General features: G+C 58.7%; 21 protein-coding genes. 9 read left to right on the top strand and 12 right to left on the bottom strand.

From position 1 onward, the window contains the following. Window positions 1-89 precede the first annotated feature (89 nt). From ACYJRZ_RS03050 to ACYJRZ_RS03035, 4 genes are all read left to right on the top strand, one after another. A complete protein-coding gene (locus ACYJRZ_RS03050; protein WP_459455948.1) occupies window positions 90-1337 on the top strand; it encodes a BtaA family protein in 1248 nt (415 codons plus the stop codon). Then, entirely contained in the window at window positions 1334-2008 is a 675-nt protein-coding gene (locus ACYJRZ_RS03045; RefSeq protein WP_459455946.1) for a class I SAM-dependent methyltransferase, read from the top strand. The genes ACYJRZ_RS03050 and ACYJRZ_RS03045 overlap by 4 nt, the downstream gene beginning before the upstream one ends. Window positions 2009-2221: 213 nt before the next feature. Then, complete coding sequence (locus ACYJRZ_RS03040) at window positions 2222-3013, top strand: glycoside hydrolase family 25 protein (protein WP_459455944.1); 792 nt, start codon at window positions 2222-2224, stop codon at window positions 3011-3013. Between the two features lie 133 nt (window positions 3014-3146). Further along, the gene (locus tag ACYJRZ_RS03035; RefSeq protein ID WP_459456922.1) at window positions 3147-4337 is read left to right on the top strand and encodes a lytic murein transglycosylase; all 1191 of its coding nucleotides are present in this window, start codon (window positions 3147-3149) and stop codon (window positions 4335-4337) included. Window positions 4338-4802: 465 nt separating this feature from the next. Here ACYJRZ_RS03035 and metF read toward each other — a convergent pair whose 3' ends face one another. The 4 genes from metF to ACYJRZ_RS03015 form a co-directional block, all read right to left on the bottom strand. Then, on the bottom strand, window positions 4803-5705 hold the full coding sequence (gene metF, locus ACYJRZ_RS03030) for a methylenetetrahydrofolate reductase [NAD(P)H] (protein WP_459455942.1): 903 nt from the start codon (window positions 5703-5705) through the stop codon (window positions 4803-4805). A 1-nt stretch (window position 5706) separates the two neighbouring features. After that, entirely contained in the window at window positions 5707-6732 is a 1026-nt protein-coding gene (locus ACYJRZ_RS03025; protein ID WP_145316689.1) for an ArsR/SmtB family transcription factor, read from the bottom strand. Window positions 6733-6924: 192 nt separating this feature from the next. Continuing rightward, the gene (gene ettA / locus ACYJRZ_RS03020; protein ID WP_069612556.1) at window positions 6925-8574 is read right to left on the bottom strand and encodes an energy-dependent translational throttle protein EttA; all 1650 of its coding nucleotides are present in this window, start codon (window positions 8572-8574) and stop codon (window positions 6925-6927) included. Between the two features lie 124 nt (window positions 8575-8698). Next, on the bottom strand, window positions 8699-9445 hold the full coding sequence (locus ACYJRZ_RS03015; RefSeq protein ID WP_459455939.1) for a ribonuclease T2 family protein: 747 nt from the start codon (window positions 9443-9445) through the stop codon (window positions 8699-8701). Between the two features lie 165 nt (window positions 9446-9610). Here ACYJRZ_RS03015 and ACYJRZ_RS03010 point away from each other — a divergent pair, with 165 nt between their 5' ends. The 4 genes from ACYJRZ_RS03010 to ACYJRZ_RS02995 are packed head-to-tail and all read left to right on the top strand — an operon-like array spanning window position 9611 to window position 14398. Further along, window positions 9611-10543: an alpha/beta hydrolase gene (locus ACYJRZ_RS03010; protein WP_459455937.1), complete on the top strand. Its 933-nt coding sequence runs from the start codon at window positions 9611-9613 to the stop codon at window positions 10541-10543. 19 nt (window positions 10544-10562) lie between these two features. Then, the gene (locus tag ACYJRZ_RS03005) at window positions 10563-11522 is read left to right on the top strand and encodes a DMT family transporter (protein WP_459455935.1); all 960 of its coding nucleotides are present in this window, start codon (window positions 10563-10565) and stop codon (window positions 11520-11522) included. An 18-nt stretch (window positions 11523-11540) separates the two neighbouring features. Continuing rightward, the gene (gene caiB, locus ACYJRZ_RS03000) at window positions 11541-12743 is read left to right on the top strand and encodes a succinate--glutarate CoA-transferase (protein ID WP_459455933.1); all 1203 of its coding nucleotides are present in this window, start codon (window positions 11541-11543) and stop codon (window positions 12741-12743) included. Beyond that, entirely contained in the window at window positions 12740-14398 is a 1659-nt protein-coding gene (locus ACYJRZ_RS02995; protein WP_459455931.1) for a thiamine pyrophosphate-binding protein, read from the top strand. Before caiB ends, ACYJRZ_RS02995 begins: the two co-directional genes overlap by 4 nt. A 41-nt stretch (window positions 14399-14439) precedes the next feature. On the opposite strand, the gene ACYJRZ_RS02990 is transcribed toward ACYJRZ_RS02995, so the two are convergent. From ACYJRZ_RS02990 to ACYJRZ_RS02980, 3 genes are all read right to left on the bottom strand, one after another. Next, window positions 14440-14784 carry a RidA family protein gene (locus ACYJRZ_RS02990; protein ID WP_095435300.1) on the bottom strand — a complete coding sequence of 115 codons (345 nt, stop codon included), beginning with the start codon at window positions 14782-14784 and terminating at the stop codon, window positions 14440-14442. 87 nt (window positions 14785-14871) lie between these two features. After that, window positions 14872-15210, bottom strand: a complete 339-nt coding sequence (locus ACYJRZ_RS02985) for a protein tyrosine phosphatase family protein (RefSeq protein WP_459455929.1) — start codon at window positions 15208-15210, stop codon at window positions 14872-14874. 72 nt (window positions 15211-15282) lie between these two features. After that, window positions 15283-16122 (bottom strand): DUF4432 family protein, encoded by an 840-nt coding sequence (locus ACYJRZ_RS02980; RefSeq protein ID WP_459455927.1) that lies wholly within the window; start codon window positions 16120-16122, stop codon window positions 15283-15285. 216 nt (window positions 16123-16338) lie between these two features. Here ACYJRZ_RS02980 and ACYJRZ_RS02975 point away from each other — a divergent pair, with 216 nt between their 5' ends. Beyond that, complete coding sequence (locus tag ACYJRZ_RS02975; protein ID WP_459455925.1) at window positions 16339-17799, top strand: L,D-transpeptidase; 1461 nt, start codon at window positions 16339-16341, stop codon at window positions 17797-17799. Window positions 17800-17914: 115 nt separating this feature from the next. Here the strand turns inward: ACYJRZ_RS02975 and ACYJRZ_RS02970 are convergent, their stop codons facing one another. The 5 genes from ACYJRZ_RS02970 to ACYJRZ_RS02950 all read right to left on the bottom strand — a co-directional run bounded on the left by ACYJRZ_RS02970 (window position 17915) and on the right by ACYJRZ_RS02950 (window position 24560). Further along, complete coding sequence (locus tag ACYJRZ_RS02970) at window positions 17915-19063, bottom strand: iron-containing alcohol dehydrogenase (RefSeq protein WP_459455923.1); 1149 nt, start codon at window positions 19061-19063, stop codon at window positions 17915-17917. Next, window positions 19060-20445: an aldehyde dehydrogenase family protein gene (locus ACYJRZ_RS02965; protein WP_459455921.1), complete on the bottom strand. Its 1386-nt coding sequence runs from the start codon at window positions 20443-20445 to the stop codon at window positions 19060-19062. Before ACYJRZ_RS02965 ends, ACYJRZ_RS02970 begins: the two co-directional genes overlap by 4 nt. 153 nt (window positions 20446-20598) lie before the next feature. Continuing rightward, complete coding sequence (locus ACYJRZ_RS02960) at window positions 20599-21969, bottom strand: glutamine synthetase family protein (protein ID WP_459455919.1); 1371 nt, start codon at window positions 21967-21969, stop codon at window positions 20599-20601. 124 nt (window positions 21970-22093) lie between these two features. After that, window positions 22094-23665, bottom strand: a complete 1572-nt coding sequence (locus ACYJRZ_RS02955; RefSeq protein ID WP_459455917.1) for an amino acid permease — start codon at window positions 23663-23665, stop codon at window positions 22094-22096. Between the two features lie 127 nt (window positions 23666-23792). Further along, window positions 23793-24560 carry an N-formylglutamate amidohydrolase gene (locus tag ACYJRZ_RS02950; protein ID WP_459455915.1) on the bottom strand — a complete coding sequence of 256 codons (768 nt, stop codon included), beginning with the start codon at window positions 24558-24560 and terminating at the stop codon, window positions 23793-23795. Window positions 24561-24684: the final 124 nt, after the last annotated feature.

Here is a 24684-nt window from a genome sequence, read left to right as displayed (position 1 = left end):
CGCCCTGGTCTGCCAACAGCCCGCGTCATCAGACTGTAGTATTGCCGGGTTAAACGCCCTGAACTTCACAAATCGGTGACAAGACTCAGATGACGGAATTCGCCCCGGATGCCGGTCTCCAAAAGAACCGGAAACTCAAGGACGCTGTGCTGCAGCACAAGGCACTGTCCAAAGCAGGCCTTTCCGAGCGCTTGTTCGGCATGTTGTTTTCCGGCCTTGTCTATCCGCAGATCTGGGAAGATCCGGATATCGATATGGAGGCGATGGAGCTACAGGCGCATCATCGCATCGTCACCATCGGTTCGGGCGGCTGCAATATGCTGGCCTACCTCTCCCAAAATCCGGCATCCATCGATGTCGTCGATCTCAACCGCCACCATATCGCACTGAACAAGCTGAAGCTCGCCGCCTTCCGCCTGCTTCCCGGTCATGCGGACCTAGTGCGTTTCTTCGGAACGCCCGACATTGCAGCCAATAGCCAGGCCTACGACCAGTTCATCGCGCCGCGCCTCGACGTGGCAACCGCTGACTACTGGAATGGTCGCGATCTCTATGGTAGGCGCCGCATCACGGTCTTCAACCGCAACATCTATAAGACCGGCCTTCTCGGCCGCTTTATCGGCGCCGCTCATATATTGGCGCGCCTTCACGGCGTTCGCCTCGACAGGATGACGGAAGCCCGCACCATGCGCGAGCAGCGTCAGTTCTTCGAGGAGGAGATCGCGCCGATCTTCGATAAGCCGGCGGTCCGCTGGCTGCTCGGCCGCAAAAGCTCGCTCTTCGGCCTCGGTATCCCGCCGCAGCAATATGACGAGCTTGCAAGCCTCGCAGGCGACGATTCTATTTCCGCCGTGCTGAAACACCGGCTCGAAAAGCTCGCCTGTCATTTCCCGATGCGCGACAATTACTTTGCCTGGCAGGCATTCTCTCGGCGCTACGCTGCTCAGCACCAAGGCCCCCTGCCCACCTATCTCAAGCCGGAACACTATGAGGCGATCCGTGCCAATGCCGATCGCGTGAGTGTCCACCACGCCAATTTCACCGAACTGCTCGCTTCGAAGCCAGCTGCCTCGCGCGATCGCTATGTCCTCCTCGATGCGCAGGACTGGATGACCGACGAACAACTCAACGGCCTTTGGGCGGAGATCACCCGCACGGCGCGCGAAGGCGCCCGCGTCATCTTCCGCACCGCCGCAGAAAAGAGCATCATCGAAGGTCGCCTCTCTCCGGCGATCCGCGATCAGTGGGTCTATTTCGAGGAGCGTTCACAGGAACTCAATGTTCGTGATCGCTCGGCCATCTATGGCGGCTTCCACATCTACGGGAAAAAAGCGTGAGCCAGGCGGATACGGGCATAGAAACCAGCGCGAATAACCATGCCAAGCTGATGGATGGCATGTACCGTTATCAGCGTCACATCTATGACCTGACCCGTAAATATTATCTGTTCGGCCGCGATCGAACTATCGAACAGTTGAATGTTCCCTCCGGCGGCTCGCTTCTGGAAGTGGGCTGCGGCACGGGCCGCAATATGCTCCTCGCCTATCGGCGCTTCCCCTCCGCTCGCCTCTATGGCCTGGATATCTCGCAGGAAATGCTGATCTCCGCCCGCAATAATTTCCGCGGACTGAAACAGATGCCGGATTTTCGCGCCGCCGATGCCACCGCTTTCTCGCCCGCCGATTTCGGCACTGAGGGCTTCGACCGCGTCATGATTTCCTATGCGCTGTCGATGATCCCGGACTGGACAAGCGCTATCGATGCATCGCTCGACGCTGTTGCACCGGGCGGCGAGCTTCACATCGTCGATTTCGGCCAGCAGGAAGGATTGCCGGGCTGGTTCCGGGCCATGCTCAAAGGCTGGCTGAAGAAATTTCACGTCACGCCCCGTGCCGATCTTCTGACGGTTCTCCAAGAAAAAGCTGCAGCACGAGGCATGACGGTGAAAATCGAAAAGATTGGCCGCGGTTATGCCTGGCGGGCTGTAGCGACCCGGCACGACGCCTGAGTGGCGACAGATTTCGGCGTAAAATCCGGCTCCTTCAGTCGCAAGCATAAGAATTTGCTTGAAGATAACGCATTTTTTACGTTGATATGGTGAATAAAGTGGCAAGACCAGCTGGCAACGGTATGGTCTGGCGCTCTCTCCGATTCTCGGGGACCACATCACGGAAGCCAAATTTTGGGGCAGCAAGATCACTCGGGCCATAACAGGATATCTATGCGCCGGCTTCTGGCATGCTTACTGCCGCTCGCTCTTGTTCTGACTGGCTGCACAACGGGCTATGATGCCTTATCGACGGCAGCCCTTCCCAAGACCAGATTTGCCGACACGAAACCCCAGGATTTCGGTCGCGATCATCCACAACGCCATCCGATCCATGGCATCGATATTTCCAAATGGCAGGGCGATATCGATTGGAATGCCGTCAAGGGTTCCGGCGTCGCCTTCGTCTTCATCAAGGCGACGGAAGGCAAGGACCGGATCGACCCGCGCTTCACCGAATATTGGAATGAAGCGAGCGCTGCGGGACTTCTGCATGCGCCCTATCATTTCTTCTATTTCTGCTCGACGGCCGACGAACAGGCTGATTGGTTCATCCGCAATGTGCCGAAAGATGCCATGGCGCTTCCGCCCGTCGTGGACGTCGAATGGAACCCGGGCTCCCCTACTTGCAAGACCAGACCGGCTCCTGAAACGGTGCGCAGCGAGATCAAGCGCTTTATGGATCGCCTGCAGGCCTATTACGGCAAGCGCCCGATCATCTATACTTCGGTCGATTTCCATCGCGAAAATCTAGTCGGCTATTTCAAGGACTATCACTTCTGGGTTCGCTCCGTTGCCAAGCATCCGAAAGAGACCTACGCGGATCGTAGCTGGGCCTTCTGGCAATATACGTCTACGGGCGTCATCCCCGGCATCAAAGGTCCGACGGATATCAATGTTTTCGCCGGTTCTGAACAAAATTGGCACAACTGGGTTGCGGCAGTAGAGAAGCAAGGAAATTCTTGAGACTGCAGCCAATTCTCTCTTGCTTATGTCACAATCTTCTGTGAAAGCGACCCTATTCTATCATTGGAAAGGATCGCTCATGGATCGTGACACCATTCGACGCGGCGCTCTTGCGTTGCTCCTCGCCTCAGCCATGACCGGTACGGCTTTGGCTCAAAGCGCAGCACCGGCCGCAGTGCCGCCCGCGAGCAGTGACGCCACTCCAAAAGTAACCTGCGGTGGCGATCTCACCGCATTCCTGGCCGGCGTGAAGGCCGAGGCGATTGCTGATGGTGCGGATGCTGCCGCCGCCGACAAGACGCTCGCCGGTGCCCAGATCGACCCCAAGGTCCTCGCAATGGACCGTAGCCAGGGCGTTTTCCGCCAGACTTTCCTCGAATTCTCGCAGCGCACCGTCAGCCAGGGCCGCCTCGACATCGGCCGCCAGAAGTTGAAGCAATATGCCGACGTCTTCGCCAAAGCCGAACAGGACTATGGCGTACCTCCTGGCGTTATCACCGCTTTCTGGGCGATGGAAACCGATTTTGGCGCCGTTCAAGGCAATTTCAACACCCGCAACGCGCTGGTCACCCTCTCGCACGATTGCCGCCGTCCGGACTTCTTCCGCCCTCGCCTGATCGCACTGATCGAGCTCGTCCAGCGCGGCGATGTAGACCCGGCAACGACGACGGGCGCATGGGCCGGTGAAATCGGCCAGACGCAAATGCTGCCGCCCGATATCATCGCTTACGGCACCGATGGCGATGGCGACGGTCATGTCAATCTGAAGACCAGCGCTCCGGACGTGATCCTGACGACGGCCAGATTCCTCCAACATCTCGGCTTTCAGCGTGGTCAGCCTTGGCTGCAGGAAGTAGCGGTTCCGGACAATCTTCCCTGGGAAAAATCCGGCATCGGCGGTACGCTGACGGCAGGCGATTGGTTCAAGCTCGGCGTCACGCCACGCGACGGCAACACGAGCTTCGGCTCTTTACCAGCTGCCCTCATTCTGCCCCAAGGTCGCAAGGGACCTGCCTTCCTGACCTATCCGAACTACAATACCTATCTCGGCTGGAACCAGTCCTTCATCTACACGACCTCAGCCGCCTATTTCGCGACACGTTTTGCCGGCGCGCCGCCCTATAACAAGGGTAATCCCGAGCCGGGCCTCAACGATATCGATATGAAGGCTCTTCAGACCAAGCTCGTGGCCCGCGGTTACGATGTCGGCAAGATTGATGGAATCCTCGGCTCCGGCACGCGTGTCGCGATCCAGAAGGAACAGTTCCGCCTGGGTATGCCGGCCGACGGCTGGGCAACGACGGCACTGCTCAACGCACTCTGATTTCTCCTGTGCTTGGATCGAAAAGGCGGCCCAGGGCCGCCTTTTTTGTATCTGCTGCTCGTAACCGGATAGCCAAGCTCACAGCACGTTAATAATTATTCACATCTCGTTATTGAATAGTAAGTTAAAATTATTTAATAAATTCAATGTCTTATGAATTAGACATGATTCATTTCGTGAACTTGATACCGCGTCGCAACATCGAATGTTCTTTCCAAGCGACACGTTTTCGACATAAAATTTAACGGCTGACTGAGGAGGAAGACATGGGATTAACACGATCCATCAACGTCCTAGTGGTCGGTGCGGCCTTCGCTTTCGTCGTCACGATGCTTTTTATCTGACGGCTCTAGTGTAATTCGCAGCCGACCAAACTCCGAGAAGCTAACAAAACCCCTGTTGTATTAGAAAAGCGCATGCCCCGCCGGATATGCGCTTTTTATCATCCCCCTGGATGAAGACGCTCTAGGCAGCAGCGCCAGCCCGTGCATCCACCTTACGCTCAAGACCCAGCTGTTCAAGCACGGCGGAAACCAATGCCGAACGGTTCATCGTATAAAGATGAAACTCGTGAATGCCACGGCGCACCAGATCCTGGATCTGCTCGGCCGCAACATCAGCTGCGACCTTGGCGCGCTCCTCAATATCCTCATCCAAACCATCAAACCGCTCGTCGAGCCAGGCCGGAATATTCGTGCCGCAGGCGCCGGCGAAGCGCTTGAGTTGCGTCAGGTTCTGGATCGGCATGATGCCCGGCACAACGGGGATCTTGATACCGGCGGCGCGAACGCGATCGTGATAACGCTCGAAGGCATCGTTATCGAAGAAGAACTGCGTCAGCGCCCGATCGGCACCATTCTCCGCCTTGCGCTTCAGCATATCGATATCGGCTGCCGTATCGCGGCTTTCCGGATGCTTTTCGGGATAGGCGGAAACGGAAATATCGAAATCGCCGCGCTCGCGCAAAGCGCCAACCAGTTCGGCGGCATTGGCATAACCGCCCGGATGCGGCTGATAGGCCGAGCCGACGCCACCAGGCGGATCACCGCGCAGAGCGACAAAACGGCGAACGCCGGCAGCAAGGAATTCGTCGATCACCCGGTGCGTGTCCTCACGCGTCGCACCGACGCAGGTCAGATGCGACGCGGTTGTGAACGGCGTCTCATGGATCATCTTGCGCACGGCAGAAAGCGTCGGCGCTTTGGTCGAACCGCCTGCCCCATACGTGACTGAAACGAACTCAACGTCCCAATCGCTGAGCTCCTCAACGGTGTTCCACAGCTGCTGCTCGGCCTCTTCCGACTTCGGCGGAAAGAACTCGAAGGAGATGCGGATACCGTCGCTATGGCTTTCTGATCTCGAAGACATGTCAAACTCTCCCGGCAAGAATGGGGGATGACTGGTGGCCCTGGTCGGACGCAATCAGCAACCGCGGGTCGCGCGCCAGCCAGATGGTAACGGTCAGCGCCTGTCCGCCTTCCCTCCCCGAATGAAGATCCTGTACGCGCTCTACATCCAGCCCTGCGAGTTTCAGCCAATCCGAAATCGCCTGATGCGAGAAGCCGAGGCGCAGATGCGCATGCTCGTCACGCAGATATTCAAGCCCGTGCGGCGCGAGGTCGATGATGACAAGGCGACCGCCGGGCCGCAGCATTCGCGCCGCCTCATTGATGGCAACCTCCGGCTGATCAAGGAAGTGCAGCACCTGGTGGATGGTAATGAGATCGAAATCCTGCTGCTCGAGCGGCAAGTTGAAAATATCGCCATGCCGCACCGAGGCAGCGGTAATATTGGCCCGGTCGAGATTGGCGCGGGCAACGGCCAGCATGTCACGGCTGGCATCGATGCCGACGGCGCGGCGATAATGCCCAGCGAGAAGCTGCAGCATCCGGCCAGTGCCCGTACCGAGATCGAGAAAGGAGTCGATCGGCTGCGGACCGATGAGATCGATCAGCGCCTTGTCGACATCCTCGTCGGCGACATGGAGGCGGCGCAGCTCATCCCACTCGGCGGCATTCCGGCTGAAATAGGCCTGAGCGCGCTCGGCCCGGATGCGCTTTACGGAAGCAAGACGCTCCCCGTCACGCAGCAGCACCGTATCCTTTTCGGCGGTATGGCGCAGCAGGCTGCGCGCCAGCGTCACTGCCTTGCCCTCCTGCTTCAGGCGGAAATAGGCCCAGGCGCCCTCCTGGTAACGATCGATCAGGCCGGCTTCGCCGAGTAGCTTCAGATGCCTGGAAATGCGAGGCTGCGATTGACCGAGGATTTCGGTAAGGTCGGTCACAGTCAGATCGCCGGCCGCCAGTAGCGCCAGAAGACGCAGCCGGGTCGGCTCGCCGACCGCCTTCAGCACGTCTACCACGTCATCCAAGCCGAGTTTAACCAGATCCGTCATTTCACACCCAATCAAGATATAAAGATATCTTTATGTGATTTGAATGGGTTCCGCAAGGGCTAATCATCGAAGAGGCCGGCGGAGCGTCGGAAATCTGTTAGTTTCTGTCGGCTAGGGAACATATACCTCTTGCCTGAGGCAAAGAAAAACCCCGGACCTGCCGGGGTTCTCTATGACGGAAAGACAGCAAACTTACCGTGTCAGGCGCTTGTGTGCCTGGCTGCCCGGATTGAGAGCATCGGGGCCGAGGCGGCGGACCTTGTCCTGTTCGTAATCTTCAAAATTGCCTTCGAACCATTCAACATGGCCGTCACCTTCAAAGGCCAGGATATGCGTGGCCAGGCGGTCGAGGAACATGCGATCGTGGCTAATGATGATGGCGCAGCCGGCGAAGTTTTCGAGCGCGCTTTCCAACGCCCCCAGCGTCTCCGTATCGAGGTCGTTGGTCGGTTCGTCGAGCAGAAGCACGTTGCCGCCAGACTTCAGCATCTTGGCCAGGTGAACGCGGTTGCGCTGACCGCCAGAGAGACTGCCAACCTTCTGCTGCTGGTCGCCGCCCTTGAAGTTAAAGGCGCCGCAATAGGCGCGCGAGTTCATGTCGAACTTGCCGAGCTTGATGATTTCGGCGCCACCGGAGATTTCCTCCCATACCGTCTTGTTTCCATCAAGCGCGTCGCGGCTCTGGTCGACATAGCTGAGATGCACCGTCTCGCCGATGCGGATCGAGCCGGAATCCGGCTTTTCCTGCCCGGTGATCATCTTGAACAGGGTCGTCTTGCCGGCGCCGTTCGGACCGATAATGCCGACGATGCCGCCGGGCGGCAGCTTGATCGACAGATCGTTGATCAGCGTGCGACCTTCGAAACCCTTGGTGATGCCTTCCATCTCGATCACCACCTGTCCGAGACGCTCGCTGACCGGAATGATGATCTGGGCGTCACCAGGACGCTGATTTTCAGCAGCATCGACCAGCTGTTCGTAAGCATTGATACGCGCCTTGGACTTAGCCTGACGGGCCTTGGGGCTGGAGGCGATCCATTCCTGTTCGCGGCTGATCGCCTTCTGGCGGCCGGCTTCTTCGCGAGCTTCCTGAAGCATACGCTTGGCCTTGGCCTGTAGATAGGCGGAGTAGTTACCTTCGTATGGAATACCGCGGCCGCGGTCGAGTTCGAGAATCCAGCCGGTAACATTGTCGAGGAAGTAGCGGTCGTGGGTGATCATCATCACGGCGCCAGGATAATCGCGCAGGTGCTTTTCCAGCCAGGCAATGGTCTCGGCGTCGAGATGGTTGGTCGGTTCGTCGAGCAGCAGCAGGTCCGGCTGCGAGAGAAGCAGACGGCAAAGCGCGATACGGCGGCGCTCACCGCCGGAAAGGCTGGTAACTTCGGCATCGCGCGGCGGGCAGCGCAATGCATCCATCGCCATTTCCACCTGGCTTTCCAGATCCCAGAGGTTCTGGCTGTCGATGATATCCTGGAGCTTGGCGCCCTCTTCCGCCGTCTCGTCGGAATAATTCATCATCAATTCGTTATAGCGATTGAGGATTTCGGTTTTCTTGGCAACGCCTTCCATGACGTTTTCGAAAACCGTCTTGTTAGGATCGAGCTGCGGCTCCTGCGGCAGGTAGCCGATGGTGGCGCCTTCGGCCAGCCAGGCTTCGCCGGTATATTCCTTGTCGAGGCCGGCCATGATGCGCAGCACGGTCGACTTACCTGCGCCGTTCGGACCGAGAATACCGATCTTGGCATCGGGGTAGAAGGAGAGATGGATATTCTCGAGAATTTTCTTGGCGCCATAGGACTTATTCAGACCGGCCATATGATAAATGAACTGACGTGCCATAGCTTGGGTTGCTCCACGGACGAATAGCGTTGCGATTTGTGCCGCTATGTAGGCGAAACCCTGCCCTCGGGCAACGGCGAAACCTTGTCCGAGGGCATTATCCGCGTCAGAAAGGCCGTATTTCTCAGAAGCCGGCCGCGTCCACCACACCCCGATCGCAGCCGAAGGCGGTGCTGCCGGCACCTTGGATCAATTTGGCGAGGCGCGGCTCATTGCTCTGTGGGGGATCGATCGCATCTTCCGAGAGACCGATTGTCAGCTCCGAAATCATCCTGACGTCGCCGACGCGGCGGCAGCTCATCTTGATGCGCGCGTTGGCGCCCTCGCCGAAGCTCTGGTCGAAGGCTGCCTTGATGCTCTCGGCATCCAGCTCCTTGCCGATATTCTGCGCAAAGAGATCCCTCACGGCCGATGTATTGAGTTCGGCAATCAAGCCGGCGGCGATGGAGAAATATTGATCGGCACTCAGCTTCGTACAGGTGCCGTGCTTGATCCATTCATGCCGCTCCAAGCCCGATTGTGTGCCCGGCATCACCTTGTCCAGCTTCGCCTTCACGTCCTGAGACAGCTGCACGGCCGGCAGGTCTTTCCAGTCGCGGCCGCGATCTGCCTGCTTCAGATCCTCGGAAATATCGCAATATTCCTGCCGCATCGGCCAGAGACCATGCAACGAAAAATTCGTGGCATCATGATTGTTTGACGATTGGTTCCGGCATTCCGCCTTCTTCTGGTTCGTCTGACAAAATGCCGGCTCCCAGCTCGCCGCCAGGATAAAGCGCGTCCGCCCGCGGCTATGTTCCTGTGCGACGGCGCCCGCCGCCGTCCCAATAGAAATAAATACAACTGCAAATACCCGAAGCCACTGCTTCATTCTTGCCTCCAACTAGAACATTATGGGAACAAATAAGCAGTTTGAGCGAGCGGGCGCAATCCTGAATCGCAGCGCTCGGAAAGATTTATTTCTGTGAGCTTTACCACCTATCCATTGCAATCGGGCAGATGATAACCTTACGTCCAAGTGGGGAGGAACGGATCTATGTTCGTCGAGACGAAGCGCCTGAAAAGTCCGACGGGCGCAACTCTTGCCTATCATCATTTGCCGGCGGTAACCGATGCTCGCGGCATCCTGCTGATATCGCACGGCCTTGCCGAGCATTCACGCCGCTACGAGACCTTCGCCGATGCGATGGCAGGCCAAGGCTTCCATGTTTATGCCCACGATCATCGCGGCCATGGCGAAACGACCGCCCCTGATGCCCCCATCGGCCGCTTTGCCCGCAGAAATGGCGCTGCTCAGGTGATCGCCGATGTGCTCGCCATGCGCGAGCTTGCCGCACGTACCCATCCCGACCTTCCGATCATCCTGTTCGGGCATTCCATGGGCGGATTGATCAGTCTGAACGCGGCCGTCACGCATCCGGACAAGTTCGATGCGGTCACCGTCTGGAATTCCAATTTCAATCCGGGCCTCGCCGGCCGCGCCGCCCAGCTCATCCTGAAAACGGAGCGCATGTTCAAGGGGTCGGACGTCCCGAGCGGACTGCTGCCGAGACTGACCTTCGGCACCTGGGGTAAATCGATCACCAACCGCCGCACCGATTTTGACTGGCTCTCGCGTATTCCGGAGCAGGTGGACAAATATATCGCCGATCCGCTTTGCGGCTTCGATGCCTCAGTTTCGCTCTGGCTCGATATATTCGAGCTTACCTTCCAGGCACCGCGAAAGATCTATCTCGACCGGCTTCAACGCGACATGCCGATCCATCTCGTCGGCGGCGGCAAGGATCCGGCGACAAACAATGCGAAAGCGATTTCCTGGTTGGCAAAGCATTTGAAAAGAGCCGGCTTCCCTCGTATCACCACCGAGATCTATCCCGACATGCGGCACGAGACGATCAACGAAATCGGTGCCGAGGAAGCTATTTCCAACTTCGCCGACTGGTGCAAGAGCGTAACGGCAAAGACCTGATTCTCAAGGAAATTTTGCAATGACCACCTCCAGCGGCTCCTCGGTCCGATTGCTGCAATCGGAGTTGACCTTCGGCCTGTCGATGATGTTTCTATCCGTCGTCCTCTCGCCGGTCATGGATATCTTCTCCAAACTCGCGGCAACCACCATTCCGCCGGCTGAAGTCACCGCTGCACGCTTCATCTTCCAGTCGCTCTTTGCCCTGCCCATGATGGCCTTGCGCGGGCAGTGGGGCGTATGGTCGTGGCGCCAGAGCGGCGTGCACGCGATCCGCGCCACCCTTTTGACGCTGTCCATGGTCTCGTTCGTGACCGCGCTGCAGGTCATGGAAGTGGCCGATGCCATTGCCATCTTTTTCGTCGAGCCGATGATGCTCACCATCCTCAGCAGTATATTCCTCAAGGAAACCATTGGCTGGCGGCGTTATACAGCCTGCGCTGTCGGCTTTCTTGGTGCCATGCTAATCATCCAGCCGAGCTTTCAGGAAGTCGGTTTCGTAGCCCTTTTGCCCGTTGTTACGGCACTCTGCGTTGCGGTTTATGTGATGATTACGCGCGTCGTCTCCCACACCGAAGATGCGTGGCCGCTGCAGTTCCAAACGGGACTATGGGGTATAGGCTTCAGTCTGATCTTGCTTGGCATCGGCAAGGCGACGGGATCCGTAATCCTTTATCCGGTTATTCCGGATCTGGGGGCAATGCTCTATTTGCTTGGCGTCGGCGCGACTGCGGCCGCCTCCGGTATCCTAACGGTGTATGCCTATCGCGCAGTACAAGCCTCGACGCTTGCGCCGCTGCAGTATTTCGAGATCGTTTCCGCCACGATCTTCGGCTGGCTCGTCTTCGACAATTTCCCGGATGCGATCAAATGGCTCGGCATCCTCATCATCATGGGCTCCGGGCTATACATCCTCTGGCGCGAGCGACGCTTTGCTTCCAGACCGGTATCAGATACATCTGAAACAGCATTCACGCCCTAAGCGGGAGAGCGGACAGACATGACAGAACAAAAGACCAAGAGACCTCCGCTGTCCGGTATTCGCGTTATCGAGCTTGCCCGCGTCCTTGCCGGCCCCTGGGCGGGGCAAATGCTGGCCGATCTCGGCGCCGATGTCATCAAGGTGGAAAATCCCGACGGCGGCGACGACACGCGTCAATGGGGCCCGCCCTTCGTCGAAGGCAAGGATGGCGAAAATCTCTCCGCCGCCTATTACCATTCCGCCAATCGCGGCAAGCGTTCCATCACCGCAGATCTCAAGACCGAGGAAGGGCAGGAACTGGTACGCCGGCTGGTAAAAACGGCCGATGTGGTAATCGAGAATTTCAAGCTCGGCGGCCTTGTCAAATACGGACTGGATTACGAAAGCTTGAGGAAGATCAATCCCCGCATCGTCTTCTGCTCGATCACCGGCTTCGGGCAGACCGGACCCTATGCCGGTCTCGCGGGTTACGACTATATCGTCCAGGGCATGTCCGGCTTCATGTCGATCACGGGCGAACCGGACGGACAGCCGGTGAAGGCGGGCGTCGCGATCGCCGATATCTTCACCGGCATCTATGCCGTCTCGGCAATCGAGGCCGCACTGATCCACGCTCTGAAGACCGGAGAAGGACAACTCATCGACATGGCACTGCTCGACGTGCAATCGGCCGTGCTCGCCAACCAGAACATGAACTATCTGATCTCAGGCAAGCCGCCCGTACGACTCGGCAACGCCCATCCGAATATCTCGCCCTATGAAGTTGTGCCCACGGCCGACGGCTATCTCATTCTTGCGGTCGGCAATGACGGGCAATTCCGCCGCCTCTGTACCATTCTCGGCGTGGAGGCGCGTGCCGACGATGAGCGCTATGCGACCAACAAGGCCCGCGTCGCCAACCGCAACGAGGTACGGGCTTTCGTCTCGGCGGAGACGCTGAAGTGGAACAAGGCGGAGCTCTTGAAAGCATGCGAGGCCAACGCCGTTCCGGCCGGCGCCATCAACACGATCGAGGATATGTTCGCCGACCCGCAGATTGTGGCACGTGGCCTGAGGATCGATCTCGAAGATAGCGCCGGCACTGTCATTCCGAGCGTCCGCACGCCGATCGTACTGTCGGAAACGCCGCTAATCTATACGCGGCCGAGCCCGCGCCTCGGGGAACATCAGGAGGAAGTTCTGGCTGAATTGGTCGAGCTGGAGGGAAAGGCGATCACATGAAGCGAACGGGCGGGCAGCTCATCGTCGAGGCTTTGAAGGCAAATGGTGTGCAGCGCATTTCCTGCGTGCCGGGTGAGAGTTTTCTCGCCGTGCTCGACGCCCTGTATGACAGCGATATCAAGGTGCTTGTCTGTCGCCAGGAGGGTGGCGCGGCTATGATGGCGGATACATGGGGCCGCTTAACCGGCGAACCGGGTATTTGCATGGTCACCCGCGGCCCCGGCGCTACCAATGCCTCCGCCGGCCTTCATATCGCACGGCAGGACTCGATCCCGATGATCCTGTTCATCGGTCAGGTCCAGCGTGAGGCCCGCGAACGCGAAGCTTTTCAGGAAGTGGAATTTCGCCGCGCCTTTACCGAATTCGCCAAATGGGTCGGCGAGATCGACGATGCCGCCCGCATTCCCGAATTCGTCACGCGGGCCTTTGCTGTGGCAACATCGGGTCGCCCCGGTCCGGTCGTGCTGACGCTGCCCGAAGACATGCTACGTGACGAAGTCGAAGCACCGCAAGCACTGCCCTATGTCCCTGTCGCCGCGCATCCGGGCCGCGGCCAGCTTGCAGAGTTTAACCAGCGCCTTGCGACTGCGCAGCGGCCGATGGTCATTCTCGGCGGCACGCGCTGGAACGAAGCGTCCGTTGCCGGCATCACGCAATTCGCCGAGCGCCTCAAGCTGCCGGTCGGCTGCTCCTTCCGCCGGCAGATGCTGTTCGACCATCTGCATCCGAACTATGCCGGCGATGTCGGCATCGGCATCAACCCGGCACTGGCAAAGGAAATCAAGGAAGCGGATCTGCTGATCCTTCTCGGCGGCCGCCTCTCCGAGATGCCCTCCTCCGGCTATACGCTGGTCGATATCCCCTATCCGCGCCAGCAGCTTGTCCACATCCATCCCGATCCCTCGGAACTGGGCCGCGTCTATCGTCCGGACCTGGCAATCTGCGCCAGCCCGGCGGATTTCGTTGCGGCTCTCGCGGATTTGGAGCCACTGCACGAAATGCCTTGGGCGGACCGAACCGAGCGTATGCACGCCGCCTATCTTGCCTGGTCGAAGACACCGGAAAAGAGCCCCGGCGCCGTCCATATGGGCCGCATCATGGATTGGATCGAAGCGAACACAGCCGATGATGCGATCTTCACCAACGGTGCCGGCAATTATGCTACTTGGCTGCACCGCTTTCACCGCTTTCGCCGTTTCAACACGCAGGCGGCGCCGACATCGGGTTCAATGGGCTATGGCCTGCCGGCAGCGGTTGCCGCGAAACAGCTCTTTCCAGAGCGCGAAGTGATCTGCTTTGCCGGCGACGGCTGCTTCATGATGCACGGGCAGGAATTCGCGACCGCCGTCCAATATGGCCTGCCGCTCATCGCTTTGGTCATCAACAACGGCATGTATGGTACCATCCGCATGCATCAGGAGCGGGAATATCCCGGCCGTGTCAGCGCCACGGCGCTCGACAACCCTGATTTTGCGGCCCTTGCCTGCGCCTGTGGCGGCCATGGCGAGACGGTGAAGGCGACGGAAGAGTTTGGCCCGGCCTTCGAACGGGCGCGCGCTAGCGGCAAGCCGGCGATCATCGAAATCGCGCTCGATCCGGCAGCGATCACGCCCTCCCGCACCCTGACGGAAATCGCGCAAACAAAAGGCCGATGAGCGCGAGCCCACCGGCCTTTTCATGAATCTGCTAGATCGACTTAGTCGAGTGCTGCCGTCACGATGAATTCGACCTTATACTTCGGTGCAGCGAGCTTGGCTTCGCTGGTCGCACGGGCCGGCGTGTTGGCCGGATCGACCCAAGCTTCCCAGGCGGCGTTCATTTCGGCGAAGTAGGAGATGTCCGAGAGGTAGATGAGCGTCTGCAGGATCTTCGACTTGTTGGAACCGGCTGCAGCGAGCAGGCGATCAACTTCGGCCAGTGCCGACTTGCACTGATCGGTGACGCTTTCGCCTTCGCCAACCTGGCCGGCGAGATAGACAGTGTTGCCATGGATGACAGCGCCGCTCATGCGGGCGCCAACGTCGATGCGCTTGATGCTCATGGTTTTCTCCTGATGTTGTTCTTCGACAGATAAAAGGGCATGACCCATGGTCCGCCCTGCGATCAAAAAGGCCGGGAAAGGATCCGTTCAGCCGCGGATGTGATGCGTCTTCTGATAGATCGCCGTCGAACGCGCGCCGGAGCGGCAATAGCCGAGCATCGGGAGCGGAAACTCGTCCAGCGCATCAACCATGCCCTGCACGGCCTCTTCCGTCACACCCATCGGACCCACTGGCACCTGGGCGATCTCCAGGCCGAGTTCCTTGGCGCGGGCTTCGATGGCTCCGAACGGCGTCTGATCCGGGCTTTCGCCATCGGGGCGATGGCAGACGATGGACTTGAACCCCAGAGCCTTGATCTGGTCGAGATCCTCGACGGTGATCTGGCCTGACACCGAGTATTCATCGTCGATCGGGCGGATATCCATGGTTCATGTCCTCTCTAAAACCGTGGCCTTGATCTACGCCGCGGCAGAGCAAGCGTCAACCGCGGCGCACTCTCAAACAAAGGCAAAGTTGAGCATGAAATTGCGGGTTTCACCGGGCTGGAGAATATTGAATTCGCCCGCCTCCTCAAGCTCCTCGCGGGAGACCCACCGATGCGAAACCGGCTCGATGCCAAGCACATGGGCAGGCGCGCGCTGATTGCGCCAGACCTGCAGGAATGGCAGCGTATCGGTGCCGAAGCGCACCCTCAAAGTCTTGCCGCCCATGGCCTCGATGGGGCCGAGGCTGATTTCTGCCCAATCCTCGCCCTTGTCCTGCGCCGGCACGCAGAAGATATCGCCCCCCTCCTCGCCGAAGGTCCAGGGAAAGCCGCCATTGTCAAGCATCTGTCCGGCAAGGCGCGTGCCGCTGTCGAACCATTTGCCGCCAATGTTCATATGATACATCAGGAAGACCGGCATCGCCTCCGTACTCGTATTGACTACACGGTCCGCAAGCGAGACCTCGCCCGTCGCGCCGTCGATCTGCCAAAGTCGTTCGAGCCTTGCCGTTCGCCTCTCAGCGGTGACTACATCGATATCAGCGCGGCATTCCGCATTGCCATTCTCGAATTTGGTCCAGAGAATTTTGGCCGGATGGGACGAGAAGGAACCGTGAAGCGGGTAGCGCTTGCCCTCATAGGCGCCGGACATCGGCTCGGGGTGGCGGATATGATCCGGTCCGCAGGTGAAGAGGAAGCCCTGTACGGAATGACTGATACGCGGATCGCCATCATCGGGAACGGCGCTTCCGGGCGCAAGGTTGTTGCCGTCGACGATGCAGGCGCCGATATCCAGGACGGAGCCCTCATCCAGCGTCAATTTCGGCCCCTTGGCCGCAGAAAAATCGATCATCCCCCAAATCCTCCCTGATCGGCGCCGAGCGCAGGTGCTGTCCCAAGGTAGCACGCGACTGAAATAAACGACTATTTGGCTTACCAAATCTTAACTTGAAGCCTTGATCACATAAATTTTTATATTTTATTCAGCATGATAATCTAAATCTCCATACTGGCGTCAAAATTGCCATCTGTGTGTCAGCCGAACGACCATCCCGAGGATCCGACAGACGTGAACCGGTTCGTAAAATTGAGTTTTGCCCTGGCAACGACTGCCGCTCTATCTATGCTGGCACTCACGGACGCGCAGGCGCAATATTATCGCAGCGGCAACGGCAACACGGTCCTTGTCACTCCTGACGGCCGGATCCTCGATCAATATCCTTACGGTGGTGGGTACTCCATGGCACGCGATGGACGCGGCCGCCGGGTTCTGATCGATGCCTACGGCAATGTCGTCGCCACGGAGATGAAGGCCAGCACCTACTATCCCCGCGCCCCAGCCCGCGATACCTATGGCAATAATGGCGGCCGCTATGGCGACACGCAGCTTTCCGACAACGGCAACTACCAGGACTATCGTCAGTATCGTACCGATAGCTACGGAAATTACGACGGCGCTCCCGATAATGGTTACGGTCAGCAGGATCGTGGCGTGATCACCGGAGGCATTCCGCGTGACGGCGATATCCAGCGCCAGCCGCTCGACAATCAGCCCTTGCCAGACAAGAACCAAGGCCAGGCGAACCCGAACGGCAGCGATTATGCGTCGATCGATCCTCAGCAGAGCGCGCCTGACATCGTCAACAAGCCGGCACCGGCTGAACCCGTCATCACGCTCAAAGGCAAGTCGAAGATGGAGATCACCGCGCTGGAGGTCTTCCTCGCACGGCAGGGTATTTCGCCTGGTGCGATCGACGGACGAATGGGCGCAAACGTCACAAAGGCGATCTATGCCTATCAACAGATGACCGGCCAGACGCTTGACCCGAACAATACCGACGCGATCCTCGAGCAGCTGCGCATGTCTGGCGGCATGCCAATCGTCAACTATACGATCACCGCTGCCGATGCCGCTGGTCCCTACGTCGCCTCGATCCCCGAGGACTATGCTGCCAAGTCCCAGATGCCTTCCCTCGGCTACACGTCGACGACCGAAATGCTGGCCGAACGGTTTCATATGGATGAGGGCTACCTGAAGGCACTCAATCCCGGCGTCGATTTCACCGTGCCCGGCAGCACCATCAAGGTCGTCAATACAGGCCCTAGCAAGACCGGTACAGTTGCCAAGATCCTGGCGGATAAGGGGCGCAAGCAGGTTTTCGCCTATGATGCCAACGGCACGCTGATCGCAGCCTACCCGGCCAGCATCGGTTCCGCCGACACGCCCTCGCCGTCAGGCACCGTCACGGTCGAGCGCGTCGCCTTCAATCCGGGCTACACCTACAATCCGAAGATCAATTTCCAGCAAGGCGCCAACGACAAGGTGTTGAACATTCCGCCTGGCCCGAACGGCCCGGTCGGTACGGTCTGGATGGCCCTATCGAAACCGACCTACGGCATCCACGGCACGCCGGATCCCTCGCGGATCGGCAAGTCGCAGAGTCACGGCTGCGTGCGCCTCACCAATTGGGATGCAACCGAACTGGCAAAGATGGTCAAGCCCGGCGTCGTCGTCGAATTCGTAGACTGATTGCCAAACATGCCTAAACAAAAAAACCGCCGAGTTTCCGCGGCGGTTTTTCTTTGTCTTGAAATATCAGAGCGCCGCTATTTTCATCGAGCGCGTCACGTAGTTCGGCGGCGTATCAGAAGCAGTCGCGGAACAAAGCCTTCGTGTTTTCGAGCGTCATCGGCACCGGATTGCCGCCGGCACTTGGATCCTCGATTGCCATGGCGGAGAGTTCGTCGATCCGATCAGGTGCAATGCCCATAGCCGAAAGGCTTTCCGGCACGCCGAGTTCCGAGCGCAGCTGCAGTACATAGTCATAGAAGCCGTCGAAACCGCCCGAAATGCCGAGATAGGCGGCGGCGCGGGCAATCTTTTCTTCGATGGCTTTGCGGTTGAAGCGCAGGACAGCCGGCATGACGACGGCATTGGTCATGCCGTGATGGGTGTTGTAGACGGCGCCGATCGGATGCGAGAGCGCGTGAATGGCGCCAAGACCCTTCTGGAACGCGACCGCGCCCATGGCGGCGGCGCTCATCATATTGGCCCGCGCTTCGAGATCGGTTCCTTCGCGATAGGCGCGCGGCAGGAATTCCCTGACGAGCCGCATGCCTTCCAGCGCGATGCCGGCCGACATCGGATGATAGAAGGGTGAGGAATAGGCTTCCAAGCAATGCGCAAAGGCATCCATGCCAGTGCCGGCGGTGATTATCTTGGGCATGCCGACGGTCAGCTCCGGATCGGCAATGACGACGCCCGGCAGGAACTTCGGATGAAAGATGATCTTCTTCACATGCGTAGCGGAATTGGTGATGACGCTGGCGCGGCCGACTTCCGAACCGGTGCCGGCGGTCGTCGGCACGGCGACGATCGGCGCGATGCCTTCAACATTGGCACGGGTCCACCAGTCGCCGATATCTTCGAAATCCCAGACCGGGCGCGTCTGGCCGACCATGAAGGCGACGCATTTGCCGAGATCGAGGCCGGAGCCGCCGCCGAAGGCAACAACACCATCATGGCCGCCATCCTTGAACGCTTTCACGCCGGCTTCGAGGTTCTTCTCGTTCGGATTCGGATCGACGTCAGCGAAGATGGCGCGGCCGAGACCTGCATCTTCCAGAATATCCAATGCCGTCGCCGTGATCGCCATTGAGGCAAGTCCCCGATCGGTGATCAGGAGCGGCTTCTTCATGCCCAGGCTCTTGCAGGCGTCCGCGAGCTCCTTGATGCGGCCGCGGCCGAGCTTGAAGGCGTTCGGATAGCTCCAATTGGCAGAGATAGTGCTCATGCTGTTACTTTCTTCAGATGATAGGATTTCGGGCGCGTCAGATTGTGGAAGCCGATAATCGACAGTGAACCGCCGCGACCAGTTTCCTTGACGCCGGTCCAGCACAGAGCCGGATCGAGATAATCGGCGCGGTTCATGAAGACGGTGCCGGTTTCGATCTCGCGACCGAGGCGCGAGGCGCGCTCCACGTCCTTGGTCCAGAGTGAAGCCGTCAGGCCGTAGGGGCTGTCGTTCATCAGCTCCAGCGCTTCCGCATCGCTCTTAACCTTCATGATGCCGACGGCCGGGCCGAAGGTTTCTTCCCGCATGAAAGCCATGGAATGATCGACGTTGACAAGGATTTGCGGCGCGAGATAGGCGCCGCCGTCATCGGCCGGAAACAGCTTCGGATCGACCAACGCCTTGGCGCCCTTGGCAACCGCATCGGCGATCTGTTCTCGCACGACCTTGGCGAAGCGCTTGTTGGCCATCGGCCCGAGCGACGTGTCGGGATCGAGAGGATTGCCGAGCTTATAGTTCGAAACCCAAGCGACCGATTTCTCGACAAAGCTGTCATACAGCGATTCATGGACATAGATGCGTTCGATGCCGCAGCAGCACTGGCCGGAATTGTAGGTCGCACCATCCATCAGCGTATCGACCGCTGCGTCGAGATCGGCGTCTTCCATGACATAGCCCGGATCCTTGCCGCCAAGCTCGAGGCCGAGGCTGGTAAAGGTACCGGCAGCAGCACGCTCGATCGACCGGCCGCCTTCGACGGAGCCGGTGAAATTGACGAAATTGAAGCTGCCGGCCGCGATCAGCGCCGAGGTCGTTTCATGGTCGAGGAAGACATTCTGGAAGACATCGGCGGGAACGCCGGCCTCGACGAAAGCCTGGACCAACCGCTCACCGACGAGCAGCGTCTGGCTTGCATGCTTGAGGATGACGGTATTGCCAGCCATCAGCGCGGGTGCGACGGTGTTGATCGCCGTCATGTAGGGATAGTTCCAGGGAGCGATGACAAAGACGACGCCATGCGGCTCGCGCTCGATGCGGCGCGCAAAATTCGCACTGTCCTCGACGATTAAGGGAGCAAGCGCATCGGCGGCGATCGAGGCTACATAGTTCGAGCGCTCATTGAAGCCGCGATATTCACCGCCATATTTGATCGGCCGGCCCATCTGCCAGGCAAGCTCCGGCACGACGACGTCTGCCATCTCGTTGAGCCGGGCCACACCCTTCAGCACGAGCTGGACACGATCCTCTAGCGGGCGACGCGCCCAATCCCTTTGCGCCTTGCGAGCGCGTGCCACAACGTCCTTGGCGGCTTCCAGCGACAGCACCGGACGCTCGGCATAAACCTCTCCGTTCACCGGGGAGACGCATGTGATCATGGTCATGATCGAATTCCTGTTTTCTTGGTCATCCATTGATTGCCCGGATGTTGCAGAACCTTTGGCCGCCTCTAGGATGAAACAGCAAGTCAACAAGCATCCCGACGCCCCTGTCCGATCCGAGAATAAAAATCGGGCAGGAGGCAGATCGCAAAAGCCTTACGCTCTTTCGAATCCGCGCGCCACTTCCCAATCGGTGATGCGACGATCGTACTCTTCCTGCTCCCATTCGGCAGCGCGGGTGTAGTGATCGATGACATCATCACCAAAGGCGGCACGCAGCATCTTCGAATTGGTCAGGGCCTCGGTTGCGCCGCGCAGGGTGCGCGGTATCTCGCGAACTTCGCGTGCTCCATAGGCGTCGCCGACGAAGGGCGCCTCCAGTTCGAGCTTGTTCTCGATGCCGTCGATGCCGGCGGCAATCAGGGCAGCAAAAGCCAGATAAGGATTGAGGTCGGAGCCGCCGACGCGGCATTCGATGCGGATGCTCTTGGTCTCGGCACCGCACAGACGATAACCGGCAGTGCGGTTATCCGTGCTCCAGATCGCCTTGGTGGGCGCGAAGGTGCCGGCAACGAAGCGCTTGTAGGAATTGATATAGGGCGCAAGGAAATAGGTGATTTCGCTGGCATGGTTCAAAAGGCCGGCGACGTAATGCCTCATCAGCGACGTCATACCGTGTTCTTGTTCCTTGTCGAAGAACAGCGGCGTCTTGCCATCGGCGCTCCAGAGCGATTGATGGATATGCGAGGAGCTGCCGGCCGCGCTGTAATTCCATTTCGCCAGGAAAGTGATGGCCTTGCCCTTCGACCAGGCAATCTCCTTGCAACCGTTCTTGATGATCGCGTGGCGGTCCGCCATGGTCAGGGCGTCAGCATAGCGGACGTTGATTTCCTCCTGCCCTGCCGAAGCCTCGCCCTTGGAGTTTTCAACGGGGATCTCGGCGCCCTGCAACCCCTTGCGGATCGCCCGCATCACATCCTCTTCCTTAGTGGTCTGGAAGATGTGGTAATCCTCGTTGTAGCCACTGACGAGATTGAGATTGCGATAGCCGGATTCCCGGGCACTGTCATAGCTCTGGTCGAACAAGAAGAATTCAAGCTCGGAAGCCATGTAGGCCTTCATGCCCATCGCCTCAAGGCGCTTGACCTGCTTCTTAAGGATCGCACGCGGCGAATGTGCGACTTCCTCATGCGTATGATGGTCGAGCACATCGCAGAGCACCAAGGCCGTGCCCTCCAACCAGGGAATGCGGCGCAGCGTGGCAAGGTCCGGCTTCATGGTATAGTCGCCATAGCCCTTCTCCCAGCTCGTCGACTTGTAGCCGGAGACGGTTTCCATCTCGATATCGGTCGCTTGCAGATAGTTGCAGCTATGCGTTTCCTTCCAGGCACTTTCAATAAAGAATTCCGCCTGAAAGCGTTTGCCCATCAACCGGCCCTGCATGTCGACCTGGCATGCCAGAACCGTATCGATGCGCCCTTCGGCCACATCTCGCTTGAGGTCGTCGAACGTATAGCTGCTGCTCATAATTTGGTCCGCCTGAAAGATAGAAGTGGGTCGGCCAGCGGCATTTGTCGGATATATCTCTAAGCCGCTGTCAAGTTGAATGAGGGCCGCGGCTGCGGCCCCTGCCGGATTGAAATGGATAGGATTACACTTCGCCGACAGCTCGTTCGGCGGCGGCGATATCGGCCTGACGCTTGGCGATCACATCACCGATCGGCGGCCCCTGGAAACGGCGCTTCTCAAAGGCAAACCAGATGATTGCAGTCAAGACGAGGAAGCCGATCGTGATATAGAGCGCCCATTCGTTCGGCGGCTGCACACCGATGATGAAGATGACTGCCATAGCAATGACCACCAGAACGGAGACCAGCTTATAGGTGCCGATGCCCATGTTCCAAGGCCCCATCTTCGGCCATTTCGCAGTTCCGATCGCCTTGATGCCGAGGACGATCGGCACGGTAAAGGAAAGGAACAGGAAGATGACGGTGCACGACACGACGATGGTATAGGCGGAAGAGCCGTCGATGGTCACGAGCGAAGCGCCCCAGACGAACAGTACCGCCAGGATAGCAGCCGTCCAGATGGCAATCGAAGGCGTGCGGAACTTCGGGCTGACACTGGCGAGCGACCTCGAGAATGGCAGGCCGCCGTCACGCGAGAAGGCGTAGATCATGCGTGATGCGGAGGTGACCGTCGCCAGGCCGCACAGCAGCTGCGAGATGAAGATCGCAATATAGAGGATATTGGCAACGACGGGATTGGTGATGCTGTTAATCGTCCAGAAGAAGACGTTCCAGCCCTGTTTCGATGCCTCGTTCATGTCCGGGATGGCCAGAAGGAAGGCCAACAGCATGATGTAGCCGAACAATGACGACCACCAAACCGACGAGACCATGCCGCGCGGCACGGAGCTGGAAGCCTTCACGGTTTCTTCTGACGTATGCGCCGACGCGTCATAACCCGTAATCGTGTAGATCGGCAACAGCAGACCAAGGGCGAAGACGTACCAGATGTTGTCCATCTTCGGCCAGACGGAGGCATCGCCTTCCGGCGTGCCGGAATAATTGGTGAAGGTCCAGATGCGGCTGATGTCCCAACTCTTCACGCCGATCAGGCAGACGATGGTCAGCGCGATCGCGGCAGCGAAGATTAGATAGCCGGACATGTCGGTCAGCTTTGCGGTGAGCCTGATGCCGAAATGATTGATCAAAGCCTGCAGACCGGTGATGATGGCGACGAAAATGATCTGGTTCGCGAAACCGGCTGAAGTCGTGGTGTCGACGGCGATGCCGAACCATGGGGCGATGGAGCCGCTGAAGAAGCCCCACGTCCCGACATTGATCGCGCCGAGCACGGTGATCAAACCAAGAAGATTGAGCCAAGCCGTCAGCCATCCGGTGAACCGATTGCCGAGGATCGAGCCCCAGTGATAGAGGCCGCCGGCCGTGGGGTAAGCCGAGGAAATCTGCGCCATTGAGAGCGCGAAAACACCTGAAATCAGGCAGCCGAGCGGCCAACCGATACCGATTGCCGCGCCGCCAGCGCCCGAAGTTGCCTGTGCGAGCGAATTGATACCGCCGGATAGAATGCAGATGATGGAGAAGGAAATGGCGAAATTCGAGAATGAACTCATCCGCCGTTCCAGTTCCTGAGCATAGCCCATGGAGTGCAGGATCTGGATATCCTGCTTTTTGTCTAACTCTGAATAATCAGACATGCCATTCCCCCTAAAAGCCCGGTCGTCCGCGGGATTGCGGAAAACCATGTGTCACGTTGACCGCTGGCATTTCACCATGCGGCCTGATCGCAGTTGAACTGCTCCCCGGGGTCTTTTTCTTGTATGTTCAGGCTTCCAGACTGCTCTGGAGAAGCCTCGTCAGATAATCGGCCACGACCCCTTGGCCGACGTCATCTCGAATGAGGTCGTTGCGGACCTCGATCATCACGTTATGCAGACCATTGGCAAGCCCATGCAGTTTCAGCGTATGGGTGACGCCGTCTTCAGGCCCGTAAGGCTGATTGCGTTCAGTCTTGTAGAGTGGCGCCTCGGCCGCTGTGTCCAACATGCGATCGGCCAGCCAGCGGTCTTCGTCGTGCAGAATGCCAAGCTCTACAGCTCGCGGTTTGCCATTATAGATCGGCGTAAAGCTGTGGATTGTCACGATCAAGGTTTTTTGTCCGCGCGCCGCCCTCTCCTTCAGAAGCGCCCGGATGCAGTCGTGAAACGGGATGTAGAGCCCTTCCGTGCGAGCCTGCCTGTCGGCTTCGCCAAGATGCTGATTGCCGGGAATCGTGTAGATTTCGCTCGTCTCCGGCATGGCGCCGGCGCTTTCCGGCGGCCGGTTGCAATCATAGATGAGACGCGAAAAGCGCTGAAACACCAGAGTGGCATCAAGGCCCGCGGATATTCCCCTTGCAACCGCTAGTGCACCCGGGTCCCAAGCGATGTGACTGGAAAGCGCCTCGGCTGAAAGCCCGAGATCGCCGAACCGCTCCGGAATCTCACGCGAAGCATGCTCGCAAATGAGCAAAACTGCGCTGCTTCCGTCCGGCCTTTCGACCGCAACGCAACCGCCGTCCGCCTTCGACAAAATGCCTTGCTGCGCAAGCATCAGAGACGCCTCATGCCGATTAATAAAATCTTTATAAGAAAAGAATTCTTCAGGTTTTCTCCGCTGTCAACTGGAAACTGAAATTATTTCTTCATTTGTGACATTGACTCGAATTGTGACAGCG

The sequence above is a fragment of the Rhizobium sp. No.120 genome, assembly GCF_054558365.1.
Note: the sequence above shows the minus strand (reverse complement) of the source record. Positions and strands in the feature narration are given on the sequence as shown.

Excerpts from the sequence above, each read along its gene's own strand:
- ACYJRZ_RS03050 (WP_459455948.1), top strand. The coding sequence starts at position 90 with ATGACGGAATTCGCCCCGGATGCCGGTCTCCAAAAGAACCGGAAACTC.
- ACYJRZ_RS03040 (WP_459455944.1), top strand. The coding sequence starts at position 2,222 with ATGCGCCGGCTTCTGGCATGCTTACTGCCGCTCGCTCTTGTTCTGACT.
- ACYJRZ_RS03035 (WP_459456922.1), top strand. The coding sequence starts at position 3,147 with ATGACCGGTACGGCTTTGGCTCAAAGCGCAGCACCGGCCGCAGTGCCG.
- metF (WP_459455942.1), bottom strand. The coding sequence starts at position 5,705 with ATGTCTTCGAGATCAGAAAGCCATAGCGACGGTATCCGCATCTCCTTC.
- ACYJRZ_RS03025 (WP_145316689.1), bottom strand. The coding sequence starts at position 6,732 with ATGACGGATCTGGTTAAACTCGGCTTGGATGACGTGGTAGACGTGCTG.
- ettA (WP_069612556.1), bottom strand. The coding sequence starts at position 8,574 with ATGGCACGTCAGTTCATTTATCATATGGCCGGTCTGAATAAGTCCTAT.
- ACYJRZ_RS03015 (WP_459455939.1), bottom strand. The coding sequence starts at position 9,445 with ATGAAGCAGTGGCTTCGGGTATTTGCAGTTGTATTTATTTCTATTGGG.
- ACYJRZ_RS03010 (WP_459455937.1), top strand. The coding sequence starts at position 9,611 with ATGTTCGTCGAGACGAAGCGCCTGAAAAGTCCGACGGGCGCAACTCTT.
- ACYJRZ_RS03005 (WP_459455935.1), top strand. The coding sequence starts at position 10,563 with ATGACCACCTCCAGCGGCTCCTCGGTCCGATTGCTGCAATCGGAGTTG.
- caiB (WP_459455933.1), top strand. The coding sequence starts at position 11,541 with ATGACAGAACAAAAGACCAAGAGACCTCCGCTGTCCGGTATTCGCGTT.
- ACYJRZ_RS02995 (WP_459455931.1), top strand. The coding sequence starts at position 12,740 with ATGAAGCGAACGGGCGGGCAGCTCATCGTCGAGGCTTTGAAGGCAAAT.
- ACYJRZ_RS02990 (WP_095435300.1), bottom strand. The coding sequence starts at position 14,784 with ATGAGCATCAAGCGCATCGACGTTGGCGCCCGCATGAGCGGCGCTGTC.
- ACYJRZ_RS02985 (WP_459455929.1), bottom strand. The coding sequence starts at position 15,210 with ATGGATATCCGCCCGATCGACGATGAATACTCGGTGTCAGGCCAGATC.
- ACYJRZ_RS02980 (WP_459455927.1), bottom strand. The coding sequence starts at position 16,122 with ATGATCGATTTTTCTGCGGCCAAGGGGCCGAAATTGACGCTGGATGAG.
- ACYJRZ_RS02970 (WP_459455923.1), bottom strand. The coding sequence starts at position 19,063 with ATGAGCACTATCTCTGCCAATTGGAGCTATCCGAACGCCTTCAAGCTC.
- ACYJRZ_RS02965 (WP_459455921.1), bottom strand. The coding sequence starts at position 20,445 with ATGACCATGATCACATGCGTCTCCCCGGTGAACGGAGAGGTTTATGCC.
- ACYJRZ_RS02960 (WP_459455919.1), bottom strand. The coding sequence starts at position 21,969 with ATGAGCAGCAGCTATACGTTCGACGACCTCAAGCGAGATGTGGCCGAA.
- ACYJRZ_RS02955 (WP_459455917.1), bottom strand. The coding sequence starts at position 23,665 with ATGTCTGATTATTCAGAGTTAGACAAAAAGCAGGATATCCAGATCCTG.
- ACYJRZ_RS02950 (WP_459455915.1), bottom strand. The coding sequence starts at position 24,560 with ATGCTTGCGCAGCAAGGCATTTTGTCGAAGGCGGACGGCGGTTGCGTT.